22 protein-coding genes and 1 pseudogene are annotated in these 19894 nt (G+C 38.1%); 14 read left to right on the top strand and 9 right to left on the bottom strand.

The window, feature by feature from the left end:
- Positions 1–40: 40 nt before the first annotated feature.
- Positions 41–1207 carry a pyridoxal phosphate-dependent aminotransferase gene (locus PN497_RS06665; protein WP_096571895.1) on the bottom strand — a complete coding sequence of 389 codons (1167 nt, stop codon included), beginning with the start codon at positions 1205–1207 and terminating at the stop codon, positions 41–43.
- Positions 1208–1325: 118 nt separating this feature from the next.
- Positions 1326–2975, bottom strand: coding sequence for a Ppx/GppA phosphatase family protein (locus PN497_RS06660; protein WP_096571894.1), 1650 nt, complete (start codon positions 2973–2975; stop codon positions 1326–1328).
- Between the two features lie 539 nt (positions 2976–3514).
- Between PN497_RS06660 and PN497_RS06655 the strand changes: the two genes are divergently transcribed.
- The 14 genes from PN497_RS06655 to PN497_RS06595 all read left to right on the top strand — a co-directional run bounded on the left by PN497_RS06655 (position 3515) and on the right by PN497_RS06595 (position 12581).
- Entirely contained in the window at positions 3515–4396 is an 882-nt protein-coding gene (locus PN497_RS06655; protein ID WP_096571893.1) for a 4-hydroxybenzoate solanesyltransferase, read from the top strand.
- 280 nt (positions 4397–4676) lie between these two features.
- Positions 4677–4928, top strand: a complete 252-nt coding sequence (locus PN497_RS25745) for a hypothetical protein (RefSeq protein WP_334310622.1) — start codon at positions 4677–4679, stop codon at positions 4926–4928.
- Between the two features lie 82 nt (positions 4929–5010).
- Positions 5011–5256 carry a hypothetical protein gene (locus PN497_RS25740; protein ID WP_334310621.1) on the top strand — a complete coding sequence of 82 codons (246 nt, stop codon included), beginning with the start codon at positions 5011–5013 and terminating at the stop codon, positions 5254–5256.
- A gap of 156 nt (positions 5257–5412) precedes the next feature.
- Entirely contained in the window at positions 5413–5613 is a 201-nt protein-coding gene (locus PN497_RS06645; RefSeq protein WP_096571892.1) for a hypothetical protein, read from the top strand.
- Between the two features lie 234 nt (positions 5614–5847).
- A complete protein-coding gene (locus tag PN497_RS06640; RefSeq protein WP_096571891.1) occupies positions 5848–7080 on the top strand; it encodes a GNAT family N-acetyltransferase in 1233 nt (410 codons plus the stop codon).
- 4 nt (positions 7081–7084) lie between these two features.
- Positions 7085–7558: a Holliday junction resolvase RuvX gene (ruvX, locus tag PN497_RS06635; protein WP_096571890.1), complete on the top strand. Its 474-nt coding sequence runs from the start codon at positions 7085–7087 to the stop codon at positions 7556–7558.
- Positions 7559–7689: 131 nt separating this feature from the next.
- A complete protein-coding gene (locus PN497_RS06630; protein ID WP_096571889.1) occupies positions 7690–8262 on the top strand; it encodes a DUF3727 domain-containing protein in 573 nt (190 codons plus the stop codon).
- 40 nt (positions 8263–8302) lie between these two features.
- Positions 8303–8452 (top strand): hypothetical protein, encoded by a 150-nt coding sequence (locus tag PN497_RS06625; RefSeq protein ID WP_190346785.1) that lies wholly within the window; start codon positions 8303–8305, stop codon positions 8450–8452.
- On the top strand, positions 8449–8991 hold the full coding sequence (locus tag PN497_RS06620; RefSeq protein ID WP_096572844.1) for a YqeG family HAD IIIA-type phosphatase: 543 nt from the start codon (positions 8449–8451) through the stop codon (positions 8989–8991). Before PN497_RS06625 ends, PN497_RS06620 begins: the two co-directional genes overlap by 4 nt.
- A 272-nt stretch (positions 8992–9263) precedes the next feature.
- Positions 9264–10373 carry a glutamate 5-kinase gene (gene proB, locus PN497_RS06615; RefSeq protein WP_096571888.1) on the top strand — a complete coding sequence of 370 codons (1110 nt, stop codon included), beginning with the start codon at positions 9264–9266 and terminating at the stop codon, positions 10371–10373.
- Between the two features lie 102 nt (positions 10374–10475).
- Positions 10476–11060, top strand: coding sequence for a Uma2 family endonuclease (locus tag PN497_RS06610; RefSeq protein ID WP_096571887.1), 585 nt, complete (start codon positions 10476–10478; stop codon positions 11058–11060).
- A 268-nt stretch (positions 11061–11328) separates the two neighbouring features.
- Positions 11329–11778 carry a DUF29 domain-containing protein gene (locus PN497_RS06605; protein ID WP_096571886.1) on the top strand — a complete coding sequence of 150 codons (450 nt, stop codon included), beginning with the start codon at positions 11329–11331 and terminating at the stop codon, positions 11776–11778.
- Between the two features lie 86 nt (positions 11779–11864).
- Entirely contained in the window at positions 11865–12227 is a 363-nt protein-coding gene (locus tag PN497_RS06600; protein ID WP_272109818.1) for a papain fold toxin domain-containing protein, read from the top strand.
- Between the two features lie 33 nt (positions 12228–12260).
- Positions 12261–12581 (top strand): hypothetical protein, encoded by a 321-nt coding sequence (locus PN497_RS06595; RefSeq protein WP_096571884.1) that lies wholly within the window; start codon positions 12261–12263, stop codon positions 12579–12581.
- 184 nt (positions 12582–12765) lie between these two features.
- Here PN497_RS06595 and lysS read toward each other — a convergent pair whose 3' ends face one another.
- From lysS to PN497_RS06560, 7 genes and pseudogenes are all read right to left on the bottom strand, one after another.
- Entirely contained in the window at positions 12766–14337 is a 1572-nt protein-coding gene (lysS, locus tag PN497_RS06590) for a lysine--tRNA ligase (RefSeq protein WP_096571883.1), read from the bottom strand.
- A 145-nt stretch (positions 14338–14482) separates the two neighbouring features.
- The gene (locus PN497_RS06585) at positions 14483–15358 is read right to left on the bottom strand and encodes an MBL fold metallo-hydrolase (RefSeq protein ID WP_096571882.1); all 876 of its coding nucleotides are present in this window, start codon (positions 15356–15358) and stop codon (positions 14483–14485) included.
- Between the two features lie 138 nt (positions 15359–15496).
- On the bottom strand, positions 15497–15961 hold the full coding sequence (locus tag PN497_RS06580; protein WP_096571881.1) for a DUF29 domain-containing protein: 465 nt from the start codon (positions 15959–15961) through the stop codon (positions 15497–15499).
- The gene (locus PN497_RS06575; RefSeq protein ID WP_096571880.1) at positions 15951–16772 is read right to left on the bottom strand and encodes a TlyA family RNA methyltransferase; all 822 of its coding nucleotides are present in this window, start codon (positions 16770–16772) and stop codon (positions 15951–15953) included. The genes PN497_RS06580 and PN497_RS06575 overlap by 11 nt, the downstream gene beginning before the upstream one ends.
- Before the next feature lie 182 nt (positions 16773–16954).
- Positions 16955–17383 (bottom strand): DUF29 family protein, encoded by a 429-nt coding sequence (locus tag PN497_RS06570; protein ID WP_096571879.1) that lies wholly within the window; start codon positions 17381–17383, stop codon positions 16955–16957.
- A gap of 167 nt (positions 17384–17550) precedes the next feature.
- Positions 17551–17649: pseudogene (locus tag PN497_RS06565) on the bottom strand (DUF2887 domain-containing protein); the annotation flags it as partial.
- Positions 17650–17724: 75 nt separating this feature from the next.
- A complete protein-coding gene (locus tag PN497_RS06560) occupies positions 17725–19740 on the bottom strand; it encodes a glycoside hydrolase family 10 protein (RefSeq protein WP_096571877.1) in 2016 nt (671 codons plus the stop codon).
- Positions 19741–19894: the final 154 nt, after the last annotated feature.

Raw genomic sequence — 19894 nt, 5'->3', positions numbered from 1 at the left:
CCCCAGTCCCCAGTCCCCAGTAACCTTCATCCATCTGTGGTTATGATAAGATAATTTGTAATCCTTTGACTAATCTTTCTATTCCTGCTTTTGCTGTTTCTTGTTTTAATGCACCATAAGCAACACGCAAATAACAACCGTCTTCTATCCCGAAGGTTGTACCAGGGATGACTGCTACTTTATGTTCTTGAATTAATCTTTTTACTAATTCTAAAGCATCTATTTGAGTATGTACTTTTAAGAAAAAGTAGAAAGCCCCATTTGCAGGTGTGATGGTACATAAACCTTGTAATTCATTAAGTGCATTAATCACTATTTTCCGAGTTTGGGCAATTGTTTGAATATGATCTTTTACATAATCTTCTTTTGCTTGTAATGCCCCTAATGCTGCATACTGGGAAACGACAGGAGGACAAATTAAAATTGTATCTTGTACTTTTTTGACTGCATGTAATAAATGTTGAGGAATTACCATATAACCAATACGCCAACTCGCAAAACCATAAGCTTTGGAAAGGCTATAAAGGGAAATTGTATATTCATTACTTCCCGCAAATGCACCAGGGGAAATATGTTTTATTCCCTCATAGGTAAAATATTCATAAGCTTCATCACTAATATGATAAATACCCCGTTCTCGACAAATTTGATTTATTTGTTTTAATACCGCTTCTGAATATATTACACCTGTGGGATTATTCGGCGAAATTGTGACAATGGCGCGGGTTTTGGGTGTAATAGCTTGGGCTATATTTTGAGGAATTAATTGATAATTTTCGTCTGTTGCTACTAAAATTGGATGACAACCCGCCATTGTAATTGCCATTTCATGATTGAAATAATAGGGAGTGTTTAATATAATTTCGTCACCTGGGGAAGTTATGGCTAAAATAGCATTCATAAAGCCCATATTACTACCGGCTGTGACAACAATACAATTTTGATTGTTAATTTCAATGCCGTTAAATGTTGATAATTTTGTTGTTAATGCTGTAATTAATTCGGGTATTCCTGTAACTGGTTTGTAGAGATGATTTGTGGCATCGTTGAGGAATTTTGGTAATATTTCTATTGCTTCTGGTGGTGGACTATAGTAGACTACACCCTGTCCCAAAGAAATTGTACCGGGAGAATTTTTGATTAATTCCCCAACTACAGGAATAATTGGTGATTGTACCGCATTCATGCGAGAGAATTGATATTTCATAATAATCCAAGGAGTTACAGGAGTTACAGGAGTTACAGGAGTTACAGGAGAAAGAATTCATTTTTCCTAAACTCTTACACCCTGACACCCTTACCCCTGCGATTAAATTCCCTAAAAGCTAAGAAAACTTAACGCCAGTATTGACTAAATTTGCTAATAATTTCACACTAAATTCTTGTTCAAACACTCCTTTTTTGTAATCTAAACTCCACAATTCCAAAGCACAATCATCACCTAATTCAGAGGGAAATATTAACATTTTCAATTCATTTGCATGAGGCAAATATTCACAATTAACATGAGATACTGCGCCGATTTGTCTTCTATCTAAAGCTACTGCTAATCTTAAAATTGCACTCAGTTGACATATCATTTGTTTATGTTCTTTATGCAATAAATTCCGGTAATTTTCGTGCTTTTTCTTGGGTGGTGATTTGCGGTGATAACGAGCTAAATTAGCAATGATTTCGATATCGGTTTCGTTATAACCAAGTAATTCACCATTTCTAATTAGGTAGTATGAATGTTTGTGGTGTGCGGAATGGCTGATGTAGTGACCACAATTGTGTAAAATTGCAGCAGCCCAAAGTAATTGTCTTTCGTCTTTACCCCAAGGATGTAGTTTTCCCTGAGTTTGATCAAATAAACTTAATGCGAATTTAGCTACGCGATCGCTATGTTCTAGGTTAACTTGGTATTTTTTGGCAATTTTCAGAACATTGCGTTCTCGAACTGAACCTTGATAGCGCAGTCTATCTGCTATTAAACCATGTGTCAGCATCCAATCTACTATCACACCTTCCCGCAGGGAACGTTCACACAGTGTCACTGAGTCTACACCCAACAGGGTCATTGCTTCCTGTAATATCACTGCCCCAGCAAGTATTACTTCTGACCGTCTTTCTGGCATTCCTGAAATGGCTGCCCGTTCTACGCTATTCATGCGTCGCAAGCGCGTTACCCAAGTCCGCAAGTCCTGAAGATTAAATTGATAACCATTGAGGGTAGAAGGTATTACACCCATCTTTTCCCTAGCATTAATCATGGCTATAGTTTCAATTGTGCCAGATGTTCCTACTAACTTGGGAATTTCACCAGGTTGGAGTTTAGAAAGTACGTCTTCTACAGAACGTTCTAACATACCTCGTGCGTAGGCTTGCAGATATTGAAACTCTGTATCACTGATGGGATCAGTGGTGATAAACTCCCCAGTGAGTCGCACTGCACCAACTTTTGTACTGGTGAGACTGCGGGGTTCTTGGGAGTCGCCTAAAATTAGTTCTGTTGAACCACCACCAATATCAACAATAATGTGCGGTTGGTGATTAAATTCCATGCCAGAAAGCACACCTAAATAAATGCGTCGCGCTTCTTCCTGACCAGAAATTAAGTCTACACTTAAACCTAATTCGGTTTCTACTTGGTGTAAAAATTCTCTACCATTAGGTGCTTCACGGACGGCGCTAGTAGCGACTGCAATAATGCTTTCTGCTTCGAGACTTTTGGCTAGTGCTTGGAAACGTCCTAAACAAGCGATCGCTTTTTTGATCACTTCTGGTTTTAATTCTCCCGTTTCTAAATTGCGATCGCCTAATCTCACTGTTTCTTTTTCTTTGGCAATCATTGTAAAAGCTGGTAGTGTCGGTTCAATCCTGACTATTACCATGTGCAAAGAATTAGTGCCGATATCAATGGACGCAATCATCCGGTTTTGCTTCACTGGTGGAGTTGCCATATTCTCCCAGTTCGCAGAAACTACATTCACCATTTAAGTTTCTCTCTCTTAACAATGGATGGTCAAAGCTGGTGTGCCGATTTAATCCGCACTAAATACTTGTTACTGACAATACAGCAGGAGTCAGGAGTAAAACTCTGTTTCTGTCTAGGTTTCAAATTAGATTCTGTACCTGATTGATCTGCTATCTACTGTATTGTAAATATATAGAGTTTTCAGGTTAATTGTTTGGTGAAATTACACACAATTAAAGTAATGAATTTGTATCCCAAGCTGGAACATTCGTTGATGTGTCAAGATCATCAAAAAATAAATCGCACAGACGCAAAGTAAAGAGAACAGGACTGACGCAAAATATCTCTCCAACCCTCTTTCCTTCGTGTCCTTCGTTCCTTTGTGGTTCATTCTTCTGTGACTTGTGCGTAAGTCCTAGAGAATAAAGTAAAAGTAAAGAGAATTAAATCATGTTTTGACATCAGTGCTGTATTTTTCCCAAATTTGGATGCTCCCTGTATTTACAGTTATCAAATAACGATATTCTATAGATGTGAAGATATGTGAATTAAGCGAATATGCTAACAACACCAGAAAGCAACCAAGAACCATTATGGCTAGTTATTATTCGGCTGTTACGGTGGCATAAACCAGAAGGTAGGTTAATTTTGATGATTCCTGCACTATGGGCTGTGTTTTTGGCAGCTGCTGGTAAACCACCTTTACCCCTAGTAGGAGTAATTATATTAGGTACTCTGGCCACCAGCGCCGCAGGTTGTGTAGTTAATGATTTATGGGATCGAGATATAGATCCGCAAGTCGAGAGAACACGCGATCGCCCTTTGGCTTCCCGCGCCCTATCCATCAAAGTGGGTATAGCTGTAGGGATAGTTGCCCTGGCTTGTGCCGCAGTTCTCGCTTTCTATCTTAGCCCTTTAAGCTTCTGGTTGTCTGTAGCAGCAGTACCCGTAATTTTACTTTATCCTGGTGCAAAACGAGTATTTCCTGTACCGCAGTTAGTGCTTTCTATCGCTTGGGGTTTTGCCGTTTTGATTAGTTGGAGTGCAGTTACACAAAACATTACCGCACCGACTTGGTTACTTTGGGGTGCAACTGTACTTTGGACATTGGGATTTGATACCATTTATGCCATGAGCGATCGCCAAGATGATCAGCGCATTGGTGTTAATTCCAGCGCCCTCTTTTTTGGTAAATATGCCCCCACAGCTATTGGTATTTTCTTCGCTGGTACGATCATTCTCCTAGCTGGAGAGGGTTTGTTAGTTAACCTGAATGGATTTTTCTGGATTAGTTTAATCATTGCATCTGGTGGTTGGGTTTGGCAATTTATCCGCTTGAGAAACCCCGAACTACCTAACCCTGCTTATGGAGAAATGTTCCGTCAAAATGTCTGGATTGGATTTTTGATTTTAGCAGGAATGATTTTTGGTTCTTTCTAAAAGAAACCCTTGACTGGTAACTGGTGACTGTTGACTGGGACAAGATTTTAGATTTTAGATTGGAGTTGATTAAATACAATCCAAAATCCAAAATCCTTTCATTTAATTTGTATGGCTACACCACGCCAGCTATCACAAATCAAATAGCAGTCCTATATGACTCTTGACTTCTGACTTCTGACTTCTGACAATTAATATTTCTGGTGATAGATTAAAAATTATCATGACGGTTGTTTGATGAGTTGGGATATTAATCTACCAACTAGATTTACTCAACTAAATGCAGCAATCTTTATTAGTCAAAATCGCTACAATAGGTTTATTATCTGTGGGTAGTTCCAGTGTAATTGCAGGCAGTTTTCTCTTCACACAAACTGTCAACAATACGGCAACAGCACAGATAATTACTGATATATCACGCTATTCAGAAATTCGCAATCACAAGTGGTCTGATCTTAACCAAATCAAACATTTCCCCATAAAGATTACTCGTAGTGATCAGTTCATCTCCCTGGCTTACTCTCCAGGCTAGAAGCAAGGAAGTAATTTTTTTCAAATCCGTTTAAAACGACCTCCTGAACAAATTCAAAAATCACTTTCCCACTACAGTAAAATTGCAGGGCATAAATATTGGGGGGGGTGATACAAACGACCATATCAAACAAGCTGAAGGTGTACCCACAACATTTTTTTATACTGGTAAATCTGATAATTTAGCCTTTCCCAGTACATATCAAATCTTGGTATTCAAGGCACAAGACCAAGGTAAACCAGGGTTTAAATGGAATCATGGTCATAGCTATGGAGTCGCTATTGATAGTTCAGCCTCAGAAATTATCTATTGGGTAGAGAAATGGTAATTGGTAATTGGTAAACTTCCTTCTGTCCCCAGTCCCCAATACCTAACTATTACAGTTCGTTGCAAATCAATAAGCTAAGTCAAACAAGTATGATATTTTGATCATGTGATCAAGTCATACAACCGCACAACATTGATAAAGGAGAACACAGTGGAAATGGAATCAAATGTATTAACGGGCGCAGTTGTAGAAAACCAAGATATCAGTGAATATGTGGCGCATCTACAGTTGCACATGACACTCCAAGCTCGCAACTTGGTTCCAACACTAAAACACACACAAGAAGATAGTCGCCAGCAGCTACTTCATCAAACTCAAGCTTACTTTGAAAAGCTGGCCTCTAGACAAGGTTTATAAAACCTGAGCATTATAGAGAATTTTCAGAAAAACTTATACAATAGAAGCAGATATGATTGTGTCTACGCCAACGGTGTCATCACAATTTCTGCTTTTTATTCTTTTTTCGGTATTCAGTTAATAAAATCACTCTTTTGGAACAATAACTTAAGAGTGAAAAGCCGTTAAGATTATTATTGCAGCAGTACCTTACCCATCGCAATTAGTAAAGGTTAAATGGCGGCTTGAATCAAAATGAATTCACTACTTCCTCGAAATCTCAGCCTCGTAATTCGTCCTGTTCAATATCGGGATCTAGACGGTATTGAACGTCTAACACAAGATTCCTATACAGACCTCTCTCCCAAGGGCAGCTTTTTTACCATGCAATGGCTGCGTCACTGGTTTGGCTTACTCAAGTTTTTGAGTTGGTTTCCCAACCCTTTACAGTACCGCTTCTGCGGATTTGTCGCAGAGCAAGGACGGATGCTGCTAGGAATGATTCAAGTATCACCATTTAACCGTACCCGCAGCACTTGGCGAATTGACAGGGTAATGTTAGACCGTACTGCTGACAAACTGGGGGTAGGTTCACAACTACTTAGGCATTGCTTTGAATCAATTTTAGAAGCTCGTACCTGGCTGCTAGAAATTAATGTCAATGACGTTGATGCTCTAGCACTATATCGACAAAATGGATTTCAGCGGTTGGCAGAAATGACCTACTGGGAAATTAGCCCAGAGTTACTGCGAGAATTAGCACAAGCAGAACCTGACTTACCCAATCTCTTACCCGTTAGTAATGCTGATGCACCATTACTATATCAACTAGATACAGCATCCATGCCGCCTTTGGTACGTCAGGTTTTTGACCGCCATACCCATGATTTTAAAACCAGTTTATTCGGTGTTCTTGCCGATGCTGTGAAGCAATGGGTGACAAAAACAGAGATTGTCAGCGGTTATGTGTTTGAACCCCAACGCAAAGCAGCTATTGGCTATTTTCAGGTACAACTTGACCGGAAAGGCGAAAATCCTCATGTAGCGAGTTTGACGGTTCACCCAGCCTATACTTGGTTGTATCCAGAATTATTGTCTCAATTAGCTCGCATTGCTCAAGATTTTCCCCAACAAGGTTTACAACTGGCTTCCTCTGATTATCAGCCAGAACGGGAAGAATATTTAGAAAGAATTGGTGCTAAACGCATTGAACATACCCTAATTATGTCGCGTTCCGTTTGGCATAAAATCCGCGAATCCAAATTCGTTTCTTTGGAAGGCATACAATGGCCAGAAGTGCTGCAAGGACTACAACCAGCACGTAAACCCATACCCGGTGGTATGTCATGGGTTCCTAAACCACAACCTGCCTCAGAGCGAACAGCAGCAAATAAGTCAGAAACTGTTGCTTTTGGTAGTCAACAATTTCATAATATGGATACATATCGCCAATCTGAATCATCAGAGGCACACCAGGAGAACAATTAGAGTGATGCTTGAGCAGCAATCAAAATCTTTTATATCCGCCTTGGGTTTGGATGTTGGTAGCAAACGCATCGGTTTAGCAGGGTGCGATGGTACTGGTTTGATTGCCACAGGTATCACTACGATTGAGCGCCGATCCTTTCAAGATGATGTGGAGCAAATACAACAAATCTTGCATGATCGCCAAGTGCAAGTTCTGGTTGTTGGTCTACCATATTCAATGGATGGATCTTTAGGTTTTCAAGCTCGACACGTCCAGAAATTTGCCAAGAGGTTGGCTAAAGCTGTGCATCTGCCTATTGAATACGTTGATGAGCGATTAACTTCTTTTCAAGCTGAACAAATGCTGATTGCAGAAAATCGCTCGCCATCACGTCATAAGAGCCTGATTGACCGGAAAGCCGCAGCTTTAATTTTGCAACAGTGGCTAGATGCTAGACGCAGTAACTCCAACAGATCGGTAGCATTTGTTGAGGATTAATACCTTTGAACATGATATTCTGAAAACTATTACTCAACTGTATATTCAGCTTTTTGGTTGACATTGACTGTCATAAAACAGTTAAATGAATTTCATAGATTTGAGTATTGATAAGTTTAGATAATGTGACTATGTATTCATCTGAATTTTCTGAAGAAAATGATCGTGCTGACGCTGCTGCTATCACTTTGACCGATGAAAAAGGGCGATCGCTCGAATGTTATATTGAGCATTCTCTCTCGGTAGATAGGCAAGAATATGTTTTACTTCTGCCTGTTGACTCACCCATAGAAATTTTTGCTTGGCAAGGTGATGGTGAGGAAGAAGAAGCCATTTTGGTAGAAGATGACGATTTAATTGATGAGATTTTTAGTACCGCTCAAGCAGTTCTCTCTGAGCAAAATCTGACTATTAAAAATACTGCTTATGCTTTGACTGTAGTGGGTGAATTACCACCAGTAGAAGAATCAGAAATCTTCACCTTAGAAATCGAAGATGAAGGAACAGATTTAGAACCGGAACAACTACAGCTATTGGCTAGTTTCTATCATCAAGACCAGGAGTATGCAGTTTACACCCCCCTTGATCCCCTGCTATTTTTTGCCCGTATCACCAAGTCAGGTAAGCCAGAATTACTATCTCCTGAAGAATTTCGTAAAGTTCAACCGCTTTTAGAAGAACATCTGTTTGATCAGGTTGAATAATTCATAACTGAAATTTAATGTTTCCATTGCTAGTCTAATCTTGATTGGCAATGGAATTTTATTACAGGAGTTAGGAGTTCAGGAGGCAGAAGAAGCAGGGGGCAGAAGGCAGAAGGGAAATATTTTTCCCCAGTCACCAGTCACCAGTCACCAATCACCTGTCACCTCATGTATGAATTACGAATTATGAAGACTTGGAACAATATTTTACAACCAGACTTGATTTTAGAAGGTTCCGTTTTGCAACTCACACCAGATATCATCCAACAATATGGACTCAAAGGGCTGGTTTTGGATGTTGATGATACTCTAGTACCCATTACTGCCAGCGCCGCTTCCCCAGAACTAGAACAATGGGTAGAACAAATGCGTGATTATGCGGCTCTTTGGTTAGTGAGTAATAATCTCAGTGAATCCCGAATTGGTAGTATTGCTCGTTCCCTGAATATTCCTTATTACCTGAGTGCGGCTAAACCCTCACGTCGTAAAATTAGAGCCGCATTACAAGGAATGAATTTACCTGTACATCAAGTAGGTATGGTAGGCGATCGCTTATTTACTGATGTCATAGCAGGTAATCGTTTAGGAATGTTTACTATTTTAGTTGAACCTATTGTTCATGCTGATACTGTGCTTCGTTCTCATCCTATTCGCAACTTTGAAGTTTGGGTATCAGAAATACTTGGCGCTTCTATTTCTCCCAAATACACAAAAATTAACAAAGATTGATAAATCAATAAAAAAGTAAATCTAAAGAAATACTAAAGAAATCCTTAATGTTCCAAAAAATCGGAGATTATAGGTATTAATAACATGGGGTCAAGCAAATAAAGACCCTAGCCGATCAAAAATAACTTTAAACCCGTACAGCGTCAGCCTTCACGATAGAGGGATTGGCGCTGTACAATTTTTTAGGTGTTGATAGGTGATTGGTGATTGGGGACTGGTGACTGGTGATTGGGAAAAATAACTAATAACTCATGACTAATAACTAATGACTAATGACTAAAACAATAGTTGTAAAAATCGGTACTTCTAGCCTGACCCAACCAGAAACGGGACAATTAGCCCTTTCTACCATTGCCAGCTTAACAGAAACCCTGTGTAATTTAAGACAACAGGGACATCATATAATTTTAGTCTCCTCCGGTGCTGTGGGTGTGGGTTGTGCGCGACTGGGTTTAACAGAACGTCCCAAAGCGATCGCCCTCAAACAAGCAGTAGCAGCAGTTGGGCAAGGTCGTTTAATGCGTATATATGACGACTTATTTACTACTTTGCAACAGCCTATTGCCCAAGTATTATTAACTAGATCAGACTTAGTGCAACGTAGCCGCTATCTTAACGTTTATAATACTTTTCAGGAATTGCTAGGACTGGGAGTAATTTCCATAGTCAATGAAAATGATACCGTAGCCATAGAAGAATTGAAATTTGGTGATAATGATACCCTTTCCGCCTTAGTGGCCAGCTTAGTTGAGGCAGATTGGTTATTTTTACTGACAGACGTTGATAGATTATATTCAGCAGATCCCCGTACAGTACCCGACGCTAAACCCATTTCTTTAATTAGTAATATGAAGGAATTAGCGGAATTACAGATTCAAACCGGGGGACAGGGTTCACAGTGGGGAACTGGGGGAATGGTAACAAAAATATCTGCTGCTAGAATTGCGATCGCTGCGGGAGTAAGAACTGTCATCACTCAAGGACGTTTTCCCCACAACATTGAAAAAATCATCAACGGAGAACCCATAGGAACGCATTTTGCACCCCAACCAGAACCAACATCAGCGAGAAAACGCTGGATAGCTTATGGTTTAGTTCCATCTGGAAAATTATATTTAGATGATGGGGCAATTGCCGCTATTTTGCAAGCAGGAAAATCATTATTAGCAGCAGGAATTAAAACCGTAGAAGGGGAATTTGATCACCAAGAAGCAGTGCAAATATGTGATATTCATGGTAATGAAATTGCTAGAGGTTTGGTGAATTATAACAGCGAAGAATTACAAAAAATTCGTGGTTGTCATTCACGAGATATCGAAGGAATTTTAGGTTATGCAGGTGCAGAAACCGTCATTCATCGGGATAATTTGGTTTTAACATAATATCAATAAATATTAGCCATATTAGCCCCCCTTTTTAAGGGGGGTTGGGGGGATCTAAATTTGGTATAATTAAAATTGTCACTAGGGAGAGTGAAAAAAATTATGACTCAAGCCTTAGAAAATTCCATTGGTTTAGCCGAAGAAGAACAACGTTTCTACCGTCGGGGAGTTATTTGGGAAAGATTTCAAGCAATTCAAAACAGCTTTGAAAATGTACCAGGGGTGCGTTTATTTTATTGTGAGGGAGTTTTAGAAATTGTGGGTATAGGTAAAGCACATGAATTTATAACATCTTTAATAGGTTTGTTGCTAGGACAGTATTTTTTAGACAAAGAAATTGAATTTTTTCCTAGTGGCAGTTTTAATCAAGTTATTCCTGGTATAGTTGATTATCAAGCCGACTTATCCTATTGTTTAGGCACAGATAAAGATAGACCAGATTTGTGTATAGAGGTAGTTATTACTAGCGGTAGTCCTATTAAATTACAGAAATACAAATTAATGCAAATTCCCGAAGTTTGGTTTTGGGAAGATGGCACACTTGAGGTTTATTGTTTACAAGAACAAGAATATGAGAAAGTTAGTAATAGTGTGTTGTTACCAGAGTTAGATTTATCTTTATTAAGTCGTTGTATTTTATTATCTTCACCCTTAGAAGCAATTATAAAATTTCGTCAGGGTATTTGAATTTATTCTCGTTATCCTCGTTCCCAGTTTCTAACTGAGAATGTAATCAAGAAGGCTCTGCCTTCTGCTAACATAAAAAGGGAGCATCCCAATTTTGAAAAAATAACCACAGCAACACTAAAAAATCTTTTAAACTCTCTTACCTTAGTGTCCTTTGCGTCCTTTGCGGTTCAATCATATCAAGACCTTGGAGAGTTTTTCCGTTAGATCAAAATAAATTTACACATTTGGGATGCTCCCCATAAAAAGAGACTAGGAGAAAAACATCATGGTTTCTATTCCCAAGACAGCAATCCGATTGTATGATACTGATTTTTTAGCATGGACACAGCAAACGGCTGAGTTAATTCGCGCTGAAAAATGGGATAGGGTAGATTGGGAAGCGGTTGTTGAGGAGATTGAAAGTTTGGGAAAGTCGGATAAACGAGAGTTGAAAAGCAGATTGGAGGTATTGTTACAGCATTTGCTAAAATGGCAATATCAGCCTAATTTGCGAAGTGGATCTTGGCAAAATACAATTACAGAACAACGTAACCGCATTGAAGACTTATTACAAGATAGTCCTAGTCTTAATCCTTATTTAGAAGAAGTATTAGCTGAGTGCTACCGCAGAGGCAAAAAACTAGCAAGTAACGAAACAGGAATTTCTCAAAATACCTTTCCAGCAGATTTACCTTACACTGTGACTCAAATTCTGGATATGGAATTTTTACCATAAACTGTATTCCCTGTCAGAGACAGGGAACAAGAAAATATACAAGAAAATATAAAGGTTGATAAATTAGCGGTAGCCTGGAGGTGTGGGTGAGTCAATTATCTGATGAGGATATTTTTCGAGAAATTGGGAAAATCATTCAAAATTTTGATCTTTATCAATGTGATGATTGTGCTAGGGCTATATACCAATGGTTACAAAAGAACAATATTCAAGCTAAAATTCTCAAATTAAAAACAAAAAATAGAACAGATGAATATATTTTGAGTAATCGTTTAGAAAGACAGGATATCACCAATTCAATTACACAAAATGGTACTCATTATGGAGTGGAGGTTTTAGGCAAAGTTTTTGATAATCTCTCAGTTGAAGGAATGACGAAAGAGGATTGGGTAAATGATTTTGATTGTCTTAGCCGTGAGTTTATTATCACTGAAATAGATTTGCTATAGTAAAAGAATCACCACCACATTCAGGAGGTTAATATGGGAGGAATATATGAAGTTTTACAAAAAATCAAACACAGGCCAGGAATGTATATTGGTAATTCTTCTATTACTATTTTACGTCATTTTTTAGTAGGATATAAATTCGCAAGGAATGAGTTAGGAGTGGAATTAAATCAGGAAGAAGCAGATTTCTACGAAAATTTTCAGCCTTGGATACAGCAACATTTTAATGTGAGAACTTCTAATTCTTGGGCGAATATTATTTTATTATTTACCCGTGATGAAAAAGACGCTTTTAACAGGTTTTTTACTTTGTTAGAGGAGTTTAAACACCGCGATCAAAATCAGTCAAAATAGCTAAAACCCTTTACCTGTAAAGTTTTCGGATTTATTCAGTAAACCCTAAATACGTCTTCTCCTCGTTCCCCGTTTCTAACTGGGAATGCAATTAAGAAGGCTCTGCCTTCTGCTAGTATTAATATGAGTCAGAGACTCACAAAATGTATTCCCTGTCAGAGACAGGGAACAAGTCAACAAGTGATTAAACTTTTGCCTGATTCAAACTGACAACATCTTGCAATCTAGAAATCACAAAAGACTTCTCTAAATAAGAGAACAAACCACCAGCTTTTGGACCACGTTCTTTATTTAAAAACGCCAAATACAAAGCTTTAAAAGCATTCGCTGGAGGAATTTGTAATTCCTTAGTAGTTGAGAAAATCACAGTTTGCAATTCTTCAGCTTCCCAGTTAGCAGCATTCTCTAAATTCTCCGCTAACTTCTGTACATAACTCACCTGTTCTGCGTTTAAAGTATTAGCTTTTTCGGGAACTTGTTCTAAATATAGAACTAGCTTTTCTTCCTCATCTGCGTAGTCTTGCAACCACTTTTGAGCAGAAGCAATTCTTTGATCTACAATAAATTGATCATACTCAGTTAAAGGATTTGCAGTTCTTTGTACAACTTCATCCTGAATATTTAAACGCGGAACTTGCAACAGGGAAATTAACGTACTGTAATCAAAAGGTTGAAATGGTTTAACTTCATCACCCAACTGGGCATAAAATAAAGACATTAACTCTTCAGTTAATTCAGAATTATCTTGATACTTACTAATTAAAGTATCGTAATCTCTAAATAATCGGGTGATGGTTTCATAATTGGGAGCGAAATTAATTACCGTTCTCGGCTGAGTTCTTAACATTAAAAAGCGTAATAACTCAGGTGGTAATAAATCAGCAATTTCCCGCGCACTCGAACCTACACCTTTAGATGAACTCATTTTTGTACCATTGACAAGAATAAATTCATAAGGTGAATGAAAAGGCGGTTGTTTTTGTAAAACTTTGCGAGAAATCGCATTAGCTACATCCCTAGAACCACCTTTTTGCGAGTGATCCTTTCCCGCCATTTCAATAGTTACACCTAACACATCCCATTTTGCAACCCATTCCACCTTCCAAGGTAACTTCCCATTACCATTAAAAGGAGAAACCCAACCAGAATGACCACAACCTTTTACATAATTAGTTGCATCTGGTTCACAAGTATAAAAAACTTCTGAACCGTTATAATCTGTGGTTACAGTTGTGGCGATTTTACCGCAATTTTCACAAATAACTTGAAAAGGATACCAGTTATCAGGGCGATCGCCTTTACTTACTTCTTTATATGCTTCTCTCACAAGATGAGCATTTTTTAAGAAAGTATCAATGTGGGAATTAAGTTGACCAGAACGATATAAATCACGTAAAAAATAAGTTTCTGGTTTAATTCCTAAATACTCAAAAATTTCAAAAAATTCGCCAATGAAATATTTAGCATAATCACTTGCACCCTCACCAGGTGAAGGTACATTACACAAAGGATAACCAAGGTAGGGTTTGAATTTTTCTTTGTCTAAATATTTGGGAACGGTATCCAATGCGTCGTAGTCATCCACACCGTACATGAATTTTACGGGCTTACCTGCGTGTTTCAAGGCACGGTAAATAACATCATGGATAACCACACCCCGCAATGATCCGACGTGGACCCGTCCTGAAGGAGTTTTAGAATCATTAACTACCTGGTAGCCTTGTGTATCAGCAGCGATTTTATCAGCCCAAAACATTTGATTTTCTATCTTTTCACAATTTCTCTATTTTAACTCTATGGGTTAGGTTGTAGATGATTTTTTGGGGATGTTATGACAGGTGATAGCATGGTGTGGGGTGTAAGGCAAGAATTTTCTCTGCTGACTCCTGACTCCTGAATTATTACTGCAAACTTTCCATAAAATCAATACACCTTTGCATTTTTTGTTGCATAATCTCAGAATCAGCTTGATAGCGTCTTCCATGACTTGGTAGCACCCACTCAAAGGTATAATTGGTTAGTTTACGCATAGATTGAATTTGTTCTGTCCAGGAATACCAACAAAATTCACGAAAGGCTATTAATTGTTTTTCTTCTTGGGACCAAGTAAGATGATCTCCTGTAAACAGAAATTTATTTTTGTACAGTAAAACTGTGTGTCCTTTAGTGTGTCCGGGAACGGGAATAATTAATAAGTCTGCTGTCAGTTGAAATGGTTCTGAACCTGTTATTTGTATTTCTATATTTTTTGTTTCTGGGTCAATATCATCACTGTGTAAAATGCGTTGACATTGAAAATAATCTGCAAATTGTTGATGATCGGCAAGATCGTCTTTGTGAGATAAAAACAGATATTTTATTCCTCCCATTTCTTCTAAACGTTTAACTAATGGTGGTGCAAACCGGGGAGAATCTACTAATATATTGCCTTCTGGATGTTGAATTAAATAGGGAACACTGGCAAAAGATTTTTCGGAATGATAGCCACAATGGTATATATTCTCATCTATTAAAATCGGAAAAGTTTGTTGTACAAAGTTAATATCTTGTGGTGTTTCTACTGTACCAATGGAACTGGTGGGACAGGATAAAAGTGCTTGTAATGCGGCTATTCTTTCTGCATTATTGCTTGGTTGATGATGCACTGCTGATTGTTCACCAATACGGGAAAATACTTCGGGAGTCATCCAGCGACAGGTATCACAATCAATACAAGTAGTATCAACATAAAAATCACCGTTGATATTTTCAGGACGACGCTGATTTAAATTAGCCATTTTCAACCTCTGAATAGGATAAATAAACGCGACATCATCACCCTAACAAAGATAATTTTCTTGAAAGACTACCGCAAGCTAGATTTATCAATGGTTTATTGTTGATTGGTAATTAATTTTATTTTCAATAATTATCAATCACTCAGGTAAAAACGGTAAAAACTCACTATCTAGCACCTGTTCAGGAGTAAAAGGACATTTTCCTGGGAAAATATCAGGTGATAATCCTGTTTCTTCTATTGCCCAATCTACCGCAGGAGAGTAACTTTCTAAAAAAATACTTTCATAATAATTTTTTAAGCTGGGATGTTTTTGTATAGATTTATTCACTCGGCGACGATGTTCTTTGATACTAGCTTTCCAACTTCCTGAACGTTTTTCTGGTTGATATTTCCATTTTAAGAGATGGGCTAAAATGACAATGAGATTATTTTCTAAAGCATCTTTTAAACTGCCACCCATTTCTTCTATTTCTTCTATTAATAAATCAATATCTAAGTTATCAAAGTTACGATGCTTTAAATTTTCAACTGTTCCATCTAACCACAATTGATAATCTTGTTCATACAAGGTTTTTAAACTTAATTGATGATTATTGCTCATTTTTTGTCAACTCCTGTACAGCGTTTTTAGTCATTTCTTGGATGGTTGCTAAGTCTGGTGGTTGGGTTTCACTTTCCATCCCTAACCATAAAAGATATTCAATATTTCCCGCAGGTCCAGTAATGGGAGAAAAAGTTAAACCCCGATATTTCCATTTTAATTCTAACGCTGTTTGTAAAACTTGAAAAATCGCATCTGCATGATCTTTTGGATCTCTGACTACACCTTTTTTACCCACACGATTTTTACCAACTTCAAATTGTGGTTTAACTAATAAAACTGCTTCCCTTGGTGCTTGGGTTAAACGCCAAATTGCTGGTAAAACTTTGGTTAAGGAAATAAAGGAAACATCTACAACAGCTAAATCTGGAAATATTGCCCCTTCAGGATATAATTTTTCTGGTTGTAGTTCTCGTAAATTGGTACGTTCTTTTAAAATTACTCTTTCATCATTTCTAATTTTCCAGTCAACTTGTCCATAACCTACATCAATTCCATAAACTTTTGATGCACCATTTTGTAATAAACAATCGGTAAAACCGCCGGTGGAAATTCCCCCATCTAAACAGATTCTTTGATTTGCGGAAATACCAAAGAATTTTAGAGCTTTAGCGAGTTTTTCGCCTCCACGGGAAACAAAAGGAGGACGTTCTTTAATTTGAATTTCTGCGGTTTTATCTACTTCTGTTCCGGGTTTATCAATTATTGTTTGGTTTACCATGACTTCGCCGGCTTGAATTAGTCTTTGTGCTTGTTGACGGGAAGGAGATAAACCCAAATCTACTAATAGTGTATCTAGTCTTTGTTTCATTTATTTTTTGTTATTTTGTAGTTTGTAGGTTGGGTTAAGCGAAAGCGCAACCCAACGAAAGTAAGTAAATGTTGAGTTTCCTAACGTCAACCTATCCCAATATAAACGACAGCGCAACCCAACAAAAGTAAGTAAATGTTGGGTTTCCTAACGTCAACCCAACCTACCTTATTTAATTTTTGTTAGTTTTCTGGTAGTATTAAATCTAAAGCATAATTGATAATTTCTGATTTATTCACCAGTTTCTCTAATTCCTCTGCTTCATAAATACCTTCTTTGACTTCTAGGGAAGCTTCATCAATAGCATTTAAATAAGCTTCTGCTAAAGTTTCTAATAATTCTTCTTGTGTTAAATAATAACCTCCAGATTTACGGCGTTTATTTTCCCGTTGAATTTCTCTCACTGAGTTTCTAATGGAAACTTCCCAAGAACGAGTTGAGCAATTTTCCGCTTGTTGTTTAATGAGGTGAATGAGTAAAATTATTGCATAACTGCGAATGGTTTTGATAATATCATTGCGACTCATTTCTTCTAATTCTTCAACTATAGTTAATGCACCTTGAAAGTCACCTTGTAGGAGTAGATTTTTGAGAGTTAATATTTCTTCCATAATTTCATACCTAGTAACTTTTCAGTGAGTGAAGTACACCAGTAGCGGGCAAGATGCCCGCACCACAAGAGTTTTATGATTCATCTCTGTACCTCATAACACCGGTAAGTGCTGTAAATCCGTTTCTGCACAGAAAACCCAAACTTACCATTACTGTATTTTACCCTTGATTCTATTTCCTCCCTCTTCATTCTTGGAAATTTGTAAATTAAAATTGTCTCGATGATTTCTAATATTTGTTGTTGTTTGGGTTGAGACTTCACCTCTAGACAGAAGTTAAAAAACGCACCTTGCCCAAAATAGCCAAAGTGCGATCGCCATAATCATCTGCCTTCCTCAGATTAAGTTACAGTAATTACTACACCCACACTCTCATTACCCAACCTATCCACTGCACACACCGCATAAGTACCTGGTGGTACAGTAGCAAAAGTAGTACCAGCAGACAAAATGCGTTGAATGATCCAATTATCGCCACTTTGACGGTAAAGAGTCCAAGAACGCACAGGTTTATCATCACCTCTTTCCCAATTTAATCTACCATTTTCAAATTTAATTTCTTTGGGAGGAGAAGGAGGATTTTGACTTTGCCATGACATAGTAGGAATTATGGCCGGACGAGAATAATAAACCTGTTTAAATTGATCAGCAATACCTTGGACATTTTCTTTGATAGAATTCATACTAAAAAATATATTTCCCAAGGACAAATTTTTAGCTAAGTTCCGAGAAATGAGAATTTGTTTTTCAATTTCCGAATTTTTCCAAGCTTTCCCATCTAGTTTGGAAATATTGTTACCAGCGTAAATATGTCGCTGTTTAGTATTGACTTGAGTCCACCAGTTCAACAACACTTCATAACTTTGTTGTGTTTGATCAGTCCGCCAATAAAGTTGCGGTGCTAAATAATCTATCCAACCTTCTTGCAACCATTTTCTAGAATCAGCATAAAGGGCATTATAGGCATCTAAACCAACAATACCCGGTGGTTGTCCAGGGCGATAAATACCAAAAGGACTAATCCCAAATTTAACATGAGATTTAGTTTTTTTAATTCCTTCTGATAAACGCAACACCATTTGATTAACGTTTTCCCTTCGCCAATCTTCTAACCTGAGTTTACCTCCATTAGCTTGATAAACTCCATAAGTTTTTTGATCAGGAAATGATTGACCAGATATAGGATAGGGATAAAAATAATCATCTAGATGAATGCCATCTATATCGTAGCGATTGACAACATCTATAATCACATTATAAGCTCGATCTTGAACAATTTTTGATCCAGGATCCATCCATAACTGATTACCCCATTGATAAACAACTTCTGGATTAGTTATAGCTATATGGGGACCGACATTAAACCCGCTTTTAGTAGTTGCTTTAGCGCGGTAAGGATTGAACCAAGCATGAACTTCAATATTACGTTTATGACATTCAGCGATCGCAAATTCCAAAGGATCATAAAATGGTTCTGGTGCTTTTCCCTGAGTTCCCGTAATCCAAGCACTCCAAGGTTCTAAACTAGAAGCATATAAAGCATCCCCTTCTGGCCGCACCTGTAAAATTAGGGCGTTAAAATTTAAAGATTGTAATTGTTGAATAATTTGCAGTAATTCCGTTTTCTGTTGTTCCACACTCAACCCTGGTTTGGAAGGCCAATCACTATTCCACACAGTGGTGATCCAAGCACCCCGGAACTCCCGGTTATGACTTACCCTTACAGTCCTGGGTTGGTTTCCAGACGATGGTGGTACTACTATATATTCAGAAGCAATTTTTTCCGCCCTTCCCAGATATACCAAAGCTTGGTATACCATCACAGCCACATCAGCACGAGTCGCAGCTATTCTGGGGTTGAGTAATTTAATATTTGGATAACTAGCCACCCAACCAACACGAGAGGCGATCGCCACCTGATTGATAGCATAATTAGGAATTGTAGCCGCATCTTGATAGATTTGTCCTAAACTACTAACTAAATCAGCTTGGACTTGACTAGCAATTCCCAAACCATTAACCATCGCAACTAAAACATCACCCCTGGAAATACTATCATTAGGGCGAAAAGTCCGATCAGGGTAGCCAACCAAAAATCCAGTTTCGTAAACTTTTCTAATTGCACTATTAGCCCAAAGTGTAACAGGTACATCTCCAAAAGGTACATAATCCCGTTTTTTGGTTGTTGTCAGTACAGAAGCTATAATCGCCGCAAACTCAGCACGAGTAACAGGGGTATTAGGGCGAAAACTACCGTCAGGATAGCCATTTAAAATTCGCCGTTGGGCTAAAGCCTGAATAAATAACCGCGCCCAATGATTTTGAATATCGGGAAATGATGCAGTATTAGATACCATTGTTGATTTTTGGTAGAGTTACATCCATTGTTAATTTAGCAACAGAAGGCAAGGGGTAGGAGTCAGGAGTCAGGAGTCAGGAGATCAAGGAGTCAGGAGTCAGGAGGCAAAAGTTAATATTCTCCCCCTGCTTCCCCAGTCCCCAGTCCCCAGT

This window comes from Sphaerospermopsis kisseleviana CS-549, from assembly GCF_028329225.1.
GTDB lineage: Bacteria > Cyanobacteriota > Cyanobacteriia > Cyanobacteriales > Nostocaceae > Sphaerospermopsis > Sphaerospermopsis kisseleviana.
The sequence above is the reverse complement of the archived record's forward strand: the minus strand, read 5'-3'. Positions and strand labels throughout refer to the sequence as shown.